Here is a 7794-nt window from a genome sequence, read left to right as displayed (position 1 = left end):
GCGTGATCCTGCTGGTCAGCGTCGGACTGGGCTTCAGCAACGAATTCCGCGCCGAACGCGCGGCCGAGGCGCTGCATTCACGCGTCACCCACACCGCCGTCGTGCTCCGCGACGGGACCATCCGCGAGGTGGCCGTGACCGAACTGGTCCCCGGCGACGTCGTGCAACTGGGACTTGGCGCGATCATCCCTGCCGATCTTCGGCTGCTGAGCGCCAAGGACCTGCTCTGCGACGAAAGCATCCTGACCGGCGAGTCGCTGCCGGTCGGCAAGGATCCTGCCCCGGTGGCGGACGCCGCCGCGCTCGGTGACCTCACGTCCTGCCTGTTCATGGGCACCGTGATCCAGTCCGGCAACTGCACCGGGGCGGTGGTGGCCACGGGCGGCCGGGCCGAATTCGGCCGGATCGCACTCGGCCTGGGCGAACGCCAGCCGCAGACGGAATTCCAACTTGGCCTCAAGCGCTTCTCCTTCCTCCTGCTGCAGGTGGCCGTCGGGCTGACCTCGCTCATCTTTATCGCGAACCTGCTTCTGCACCGCCCCGTGCTCGAGTCGCTGCTGTTCTCCCTGGCCATTGCCGTGGGCATCACCCCGCAGTTGCTGCCCGCCGTCGTCAGCACGAGCCTGGCGACGGGGACCAGGCAGCTGGCCAAACGCAAGGTGCTGGTCAAGCGGCTGGTTTGCATCGAGGATCTCGGCGACATGGACATCCTCGTCACCGACAAGACCGGGACCCTGACAGAGGGCCGGATCGGCTTCACCGCCGCCCTGCCGGTGACCGGCGCCCTATCCCCGGGAGAGCTACTCACCCTCGGGCTGCTCGCCACCGAGGCCGACTACACCGAAGCGAAACGGTCAGTCCTGGGGCAAAACCCCCTGGACGCCGCGCTCTGGGAGTCACCGGAGGCCGCTGCCTTCGAACCCTCGCGCTACCAGCGACTCGACGTGATCGACTTCGACCATCAGCGCCGGCGGACCAGCGTGCTGGTCCGCGACGCCGGCGGCCCCGCCCGGATCATCACCAAGGGCTCGCCGGAGGACGTCCTGGCACTGTGCGGCGCCACGCCGGCCAAGGTGCAGGCCCTGCTGGATGAGCAATTCGACGCCGGTTCCCGCGTGGTGGCCGTCGCCACCCGGGCCGCCGCCGGAATAGAAGACATCTCGCCGGCCGACGAGAAGGACCTGACCCTGGCCGGCTTCCTCGTCTTCCTCGACCGGCCCAAGGCCAACGCGAAGGAGTCCCTGGACCGGCTCAACGCGCTGGGCATCACGGTCAAAATCGCCACTGGCGACAACGCCAAGGTGGCCGAGAAGGTCTGCCAGCAGCTGGGCGTGCTGTCCGGCGGAACCATCACCGGCGTCGAGGCCGAGACCATGTCCGACCCGGTGCTCGCCGCCGCGGCCCGCGAGGCCAGCATCTTTGCCCGCGTTTCGCCGGAGCAGAAGGCCCGGATTATCCGACTGCTGCGCCAGAGCGGCGGAGCGGTTGGGTTCATGGGCGACGGCGTCAACGACGCGCTCGCGCTGCACCAGGCGGATATCGGCATCTCCGTGGACAGCGCCACCGACGTCGCCAAGGACGCCGCCGACGTCGTCCTGCTGGACAAGGACCTCGGCGTGCTGGCCGATGGCGTGATGGAAGGCCGGCGGATCTTCGCCAACACCATCAAGTACGTGCTGATGGGCACCTCCAGCAACTTCGGCAACATGTTCAGCGCAGCCACAGCATCCGTGGTGCTGAGTTTCCTGCCGATGCTGCCGGGACAGATCCTGCTCAACAACCTGCTCTACGACAGCGGCCAGCTGGCCATTCCGGGGGACCGGGTGGACAAGGAACAACTGCTGGCACCGGCGCACTGGAACATTGCCTTCATCCGGCGCTTCATGTTCCTCTTCGGGCCCATCAGCTCGGTCTTCGACTTCGCGACGTTCGCCCTTATGCTGTTCGTCTTCGACGCCGTTCCGGGGGAGTTCCGGGCCGGCTGGTTCATCGAGTCAATCGCGACCCAGACGCTGATCATCTTCGCGATCCGGACCCGCCGGGTACCGTTCCTGCGCAGCCGCCCCTCCGTCGGGCTGCTGTTCGCCTCGCTGGGCGTGGTGGCCCTGGGCATCTACCTTCCGTTGTCCCCGCTGGCCGGCGTCCTCGGCTTTGACCCGCTGCCGGTTCCCTTCTTCCTGGCGCTGCTGGGCATGACAGTGGTCTACCTGGTGCTGGTGGAGGCGGCCAAGCAATGGTTCTTCTCCCGTTCCGCGCAGCAGCCCGCCGCACCGGCACTGCCCAGGGTCCGGCGGCGGGGAGCAGACCACCATGTGGCCCGCCGTGCCGCCCGCTTCAGCACCACGGAGCCCAGGACCCGGCATTCCCGCAGGGGTCCGCTGGCACCCCGGCGGGGCAGGCCCGGCCGGCCCAAGGCAAACCGGGTACAAGGGCCCTCACATCCTCGGAACTCCTGACGGATAGTGGGAGGAAGCGGCCACTTGGTCCGATCCCCGGCCCTGCGGAGCGCATTGCCGGGTGAGCCCGGGGCCGGCGCCCGATTGGAAAGCCAAGACAATGAGCGTTTTTGAAGACAGGATCGACGCCGGGCGGCAACTGGGGAGGCGGCTTTCAGACCTTCGCGGCAGGGACATCGTGGTTCTCGGCATCCCGCGCGGGGGAGTTCCGGTGGCGTTCGAGGTCGCCGCGGCCCTGGATGCCCCTTTGGACGTGATCGTGGTGCGGAAACTCGGTCTCCCGTACCAGCCCGAGCTCGCCATGGGGGCCATCGGCGAGGACGGCGCCAGGGTATTGGAGGCGCATGTGCTGGCACAGGCCAGAGTCAGCGACCAGGAACTGGCGGCGGTCGAGGATCACGAACGCGCCGTGCTTGAGAACCGGGTGGCCCGGTTCCGGCAGGGCCGTCCCCGCCAGGACCTGACCGGGCGCATTGCGGTGATCGTCGACGACGGCATCGCCACCGGGTCCACCGCCAGGGTGGCCTGCCGGATCGCCCGGAAACTGGGCGCCGCCCGGGTGATCCTTGCGGTTCCGGTGGCCCCGGCCGACACCCTGGCGAGCCTGAGCGAACCCGACGATGTGGTCTGCCTGGCCACGCCCCGGGAGTTTTCCGCCGTCGGCTATCACTACCGGGACTTCTCGCCGACCGAGGACGACGAGGTGATCCAGCTTCTCGACGACGCCGCCCGCCGCCTGAAGGATGCACCGCCGGCGGCCGGGTCGGCGGCGGCCGGAGACCCCGTCGAATTCGACGAGGAGGTGGAAATCCCGTCCCGGAGCGTGCGGCTCCACGGCCAGCTGCACCTGACCGCGCCGGCCCGCGGTGTGGTTGTCTTCGCCCACGGGAGCGGCAGCAGCCGGCACAGTCCGCGGAACCGGCTCGTGGCCGGCCTGCTTCAGCGGGCCGGGCTGGGCACCCTGCTGCTTGACCTGCTCACGCCGGCGGAGGAACGCGACCGTGCCAACGTCTTCGACATCGAGTTACTGGCGCGGCGGCTCTCCTCGGCGGCCGACTGGCTGGGTACCAGGGAGGACACCGCGGCCAGCCGCATCGGGTATTTCGGGGCGAGCACGGGGGCCGGGGCCGCCCTGTGGTCCGCGTCCGAGCCGTCCGCCCGGACCGCCGCCGTCGTCTCCCGCGGCGGCCGTCCCGACCTGGCCGGTCCGCGGCTGYCCGCGGTCCGTGCGCCGACGCTGCTGATTGTGGGCAGCCTCGACCAAGAGGTGCTGGAGCTCAACCGCAAGGCCAAGGCCATGATGCGGTGCCCCAACCAGCTTGCCGTGGTCCAGGGCGCCACCCACCTGTTCGAGGAACCCGGGACCCTGGCCGCGGCAGCCATCCTGGCCCGCGACTGGTTCAAGGATTACCTGCTGCCGTGACCGGCCGGACGCATTAGGAGCCATCCCGCCCGTCCAACTGACCGGCAGTTGCTGTCGTTTTGACGGCTCAGAGTGACAACAACTGCGAGCTGGATGGGACCCGTCCTTATCCGGCGGGCTGTCCTTCGGTCGCGTCCTGGCCGACCACCAGCACAGGGCAATAGGCATGCGCCGCGCACGCGCCGCTGACGGAGCCCATGACCTGGGCGAGAAAGCCGCCCCGGCCACGCCGTCCGACAACCAGCAGCTGGGCGTCCCGGCTCTCGTCGATCAGGACTTTGGCGGGCTGGCCGAATTTGACCTGTCGGGTCAGCCGCTCCGGGCGGGAGTCCCCGAAGGCCCGTTCCAGCGATTCCTCCACGAGGCGCTTGGCTGTCTCGTCAAGTTCGCCGGCCGAGGGGGTGCGCTCCTCGGGCAGGTGGGATGCGAGGAAGAAATCCGAACTGCCCAGGCAGGTGACGACCTCCAGCGGGGCGTTCAGGCTGGTGGCCAGGCGTCCGGCTAGCCGGAGCGCCGTCGTTGAAAACTCGGAGCCGTCCACGCCCACGACGATCCGCTGATCTCCGCTCATGGCATCCACCTTTCCCCGTGGTCCCGGCAGCGGCTAGGGCCAAAGGTCACCGCGCGGCACGGGCCCCTTTGCCCGGACGGGGTGCGCCGCGGGTGTCGTCCGTTCTAGGGTGGGAACGGCAGCCGCCCAACCACCGAGGAGAACCCGATGAGAATTGCAGTGACCGGAGGAAGTGGAAAGCTCGGCAGGAACGTAGTCCGTCGGCTCGTCGACGACGGCCACCACGTCACCACCCTTGACCAAACGGGCGACCGGAGGCCGGGGTTCACCAGGGTCGACCTGCGCGACTACGGGCAAGTGGTGGACGTCATTCTTGGCCTGGACGACCGGCACGAGGGCTTCGACGCCATCGTGCACCTGGCGGCCATCCCCGCCCCGGGCCTCGCCCCCGACGCGGCGACGTTCGAGAACAACATGCAGGCCACCTACAACGTGTTCCAGGCGGCGCGCCGGGCCGGAATCAAAAGGATTGTCTACGCCTCCAGTGAGACGGTGCTGGGACTGCCGTTCGACGCCGACCCTCCTTACCTTCCAGTCGACGAGGAGTACCCGGCTCGGCCGGAAAGCACCTACTCGCTGGTCAAGCACCTCGAAGAGCAGATGGCGATCCAGCTGACCCGCTGGGACCCGGAACTGAGCATCACCGGCCTGCGGTTCTCCAATGTGATGGACCCGGAGGATTACGAGGAATTCCCGTCGTTTGACGCGGATGCCCGGCTGCGCAAATGGAATCTCTGGGGCTACATTGACGGCCGCGACGGCGCGCAGGCAGTGGCGCGGGCGCTGGCGCACGGCAAGCCCGGCTTCGAGGCCTTCATCGTCGCCAACGAGGACACCGTGATGAGCCGCTCCAGCAGCGAGCTGGCCGCCGAGGTGTTCCCGGACGTCAAGGTGGTCAAGGACCTTGGCGAGCACGAGACCCTGCTCTCGATCGACAAGGCCAAGCGGCTGCTGGGTTACGCACCGGAGCACAGTTGGCGCAACTACCACTCGCTGCGCCTCACCCCCACCGAGGACTGAGGCACCAGACCAGCGCGGCGTCATTCCGCTCCCATCAGGGGCTGACATGCACCGCAGCTGCGCCCACGCGTTGTGGCTGGGGGCTAGTGGGCGGAACGGTCCTGATGGCTGGACCAGATGTCGCCGATTTCTTCGGTGGACTGTTCCACGATCCGGCGCATGGCGGCGTGGGCGGCGTCCATCTCGCCGCGCTGGATGGCGCTGGCCACCTCCACGTGCAGCTGGAGTGCCTCGTGCTGCGGCAGATGGGGCATCAGGCCGTGCTCGGTGCGGCCGGTGAGGACTTCCGCGACGAGGTTGTGCAACTGTGAAAACATCGGGTTGCCGGAGGCGTGCAGCACGGCGGCGTGGAACTCGATGTCCAGCCGCAGGAACTCATCCTGGTCGCCGCGCTGCCCGGCCGCCCACAGCCGCGCGGCTTGAGAGACGAGGTCGCTGGCGGCATCCAGGGAGGCCCGTTCGGCCGCCAGCCGGGCGGCCTGCGGCTCGATCGCGCCGCGGAGTTCGTTCAGGGCGCGCAGCTGGTCCACCCGCCGGGATGAGGCCAGCCGCCAGCGGATTACCTGCGGGTCATAAAGATTCCAGGATTCCTCCGGCTGCACCACGGTGCCCAGCCGGCGCCGGGATTCGAGCATGCCCATTGAGGAGAGCACCCGGGTGGCCTCCCGCACCACGGAGCGCGACACGCTGTGCTGGGCCTCGAGTTCGTCCAGCCGGAGGATGGAGTGCGGTGCCAGTTTACCCTCGGCAATCGCGAGCCCCAGGGTCTGGACGAGCGCGGAGTGCAGGTCAGCTGAAGACTCCGCCTTTGGGGTTTGCATAAATAAATCATACGGATAGGCGCAAGGGGGTTGTATAAGTCTGCTTTATTTCTCTAAGATCGCTCCAGAGCAGATGTAACGATGCATCCGCGGCGGCCGGAAGATGATCCGGCCCTGAAGACAAGGGAGTCGTAATGAAGCGGCGTTCAATTGTGAAGTATGCGGCCGTGGCCGCCGCGCTGTCGCTCGGCGTCACCGCCTGTGGCGGCGGCAGCGGAAGCAGCGATGCCAAGACGTCCGGCACGGTCCGGGTCACGCTGGCCAACCACGTGTGGACCGACGGCATCAAAGCCGCCATTCCGGAATTCGAAAAGGCCACCGGCCTGAAGGTCGAACTGACCCAGCTCGGCGAGGACCAGCTGTCCGACCAGTACAACGTCAAGCTCAACGCCGGCAGCGACGAAATCGACGTCATGATGTACCGCCCCCTCCAGGAAGGCAAGGCGTTCGCCAAGAACGGCTACCTGGCCGACCTGACCAGCAAGGTTTCCGCGGACGCGAACTGGGACTGGAAGGACTACCAGGACGGTCCGGTCAAGGCCAGCACCGTTGACGGCAAGGTCGTCGGCGTCCCCATCATCACCGAACGTGAAGTGCTGTATTACCGCAAGGACCTGCTGGCAGCCGCCGGACTCCAGGTTCCCAAGACCATGGACGAGCTCCAGGCCGCCGCCCAGAAGATCTCGGCCGCCAACCCGGACACTGCAGGCTTCGTAGCCCGCACCAACAAGTCGGCAGCCGTGACGCAGTTCTCCAGCTTCCTCTACAGCTTCGGCGGTGACTTCGTTGACGCCAACGGCAAGTCCGCCATCGGCAGCGATGCGGCGAAGAAGGCATACTCCTTCTACGGCGGCCTGATCAAGAACTCCGGCCCCAAGAACGTCAGCACGGACATGAGCTGGCCCGAGGCAATGGCGATCTTCACCCAGGGCAAGGCCGCTTTCTACACCGAGGCCGACTCGCTCTACAAGAACGCCACCGATCCGGCCAAGTCCAAGGTCGCGGACAAGGTCGGCTTTGCCGCGCTGCCCGCCGGACCGGCCGGTTCCAAGCCGTACAACATCCCGTCGTGGGGCCTGGCCATCAACAAGAACTCCAGCAACCAGGACAACGCCTGGAAGTTCATCCAGTGGGCCACCAGCAAGGATCGCACCCTGGCCGCCCAGAAGGCCGGCGTCCCCGGCGCCCGCGCCTCGGTCTGGGCTGACCCGGCCGGCACCTCCACCTACCCGAAGGACCTCGCCGACGCGATCGCCGTGAGCGCCAAAAACGGCGTGGGCCACGACCGTCCCGAGGTTGTCACCGTGGGCAAGGCCCGCGAGATCGTCGGCGCGCCGATCGTTGCCACCATCACCGGTGCCGACGCCTCGGCCGAAGCCGCCTCGGCGAGCGACGCGTTCCAGAAGTTCCTGGACAGCGAAAAGAAATAGCGCCTCGGCGCAGCGTGGGGCGCAGCGTGCGCGACGCCACGCACCTGACACGCGCCAGACGCAACACCAGCCC

6 protein-coding genes are annotated in these 7794 nt (G+C 67.9%); 4 read left to right on the top strand and 2 right to left on the bottom strand.

Annotated elements, in window-relative coordinates; all coding sequences use genetic code 11:
* Both mgtA and AB4Y86_RS07365 read left to right on the top strand, forming a co-directional pair.
* Positions 1–2456: magnesium-translocating P-type ATPase (gene mgtA, locus AB4Y86_RS07370; protein ID WP_441401460.1), on the top strand; the 2456-nt coding region annotated here is incomplete at its 5' end.
* A 100-nt stretch (positions 2457–2556) separates the two neighbouring features.
* The gene (locus tag AB4Y86_RS07365; RefSeq protein WP_441401458.1) at positions 2557–3879 is read left to right on the top strand and encodes a phosphoribosyltransferase family protein; all 1323 of its coding nucleotides are present in this window, start codon (positions 2557–2559) and stop codon (positions 3877–3879) included.
* 106 nt (positions 3880–3985) lie between these two features.
* Here the strand turns inward: AB4Y86_RS07365 and AB4Y86_RS07360 are convergent, their stop codons facing one another.
* Positions 3986–4450: a universal stress protein gene (locus AB4Y86_RS07360; RefSeq protein WP_441401456.1), complete on the bottom strand. Its 465-nt coding sequence runs from the start codon at positions 4448–4450 to the stop codon at positions 3986–3988.
* A 147-nt stretch (positions 4451–4597) separates the two neighbouring features.
* On the opposite strand from AB4Y86_RS07360, the gene AB4Y86_RS07355 reads away from it, so the two are divergent.
* Positions 4598–5470, top strand: coding sequence for an NAD-dependent epimerase/dehydratase family protein (locus AB4Y86_RS07355; protein WP_441401454.1), 873 nt, complete (start codon positions 4598–4600; stop codon positions 5468–5470).
* Positions 5471–5553: 83 nt separating this feature from the next.
* Here the strand turns inward: AB4Y86_RS07355 and AB4Y86_RS07350 are convergent, their stop codons facing one another.
* On the bottom strand, positions 5554–6291 hold the full coding sequence (locus AB4Y86_RS07350; RefSeq protein ID WP_441401452.1) for a FadR/GntR family transcriptional regulator: 738 nt from the start codon (positions 6289–6291) through the stop codon (positions 5554–5556).
* A 134-nt stretch (positions 6292–6425) separates the two neighbouring features.
* Between AB4Y86_RS07350 and AB4Y86_RS07345 the strand changes: the two genes are divergently transcribed.
* A complete protein-coding gene (locus tag AB4Y86_RS07345) occupies positions 6426–7721 on the top strand; it encodes an ABC transporter substrate-binding protein (RefSeq protein WP_441401450.1) in 1296 nt (431 codons plus the stop codon).
* Positions 7722–7794: the final 73 nt, after the last annotated feature.

Source organism: Arthrobacter sp. 2YAF22_2, assembly GCF_052114645.1.
Lineage (GTDB): Bacteria > Actinomycetota > Actinomycetes > Actinomycetales > Micrococcaceae > Arthrobacter.
The sequence above is the reverse complement of the archived record's forward strand: the minus strand, read 5'-3'. Positions and strand labels throughout refer to the sequence as shown.

What these genes read in the sequence shown, in the direction of transcription:
- AB4Y86_RS07350 (WP_441401452.1), bottom strand. Translation starts at nt 6,291, where the DNA reads ATGCAAACCCCAAAGGCGGAGTCTTCAGCTGACCTGCACTCCGCGCTC.
- AB4Y86_RS07360 (WP_441401456.1), bottom strand. Translation starts at nt 4,450, where the DNA reads ATGAGCGGAGATCAGCGGATCGTCGTGGGCGTGGACGGCTCCGAGTTT.
- AB4Y86_RS07345 (WP_441401450.1), top strand. Translation starts at nt 6,426, where the DNA reads ATGAAGCGGCGTTCAATTGTGAAGTATGCGGCCGTGGCCGCCGCGCTG.
- AB4Y86_RS07355 (WP_441401454.1), top strand. Translation starts at nt 4,598, where the DNA reads ATGAGAATTGCAGTGACCGGAGGAAGTGGAAAGCTCGGCAGGAACGTA.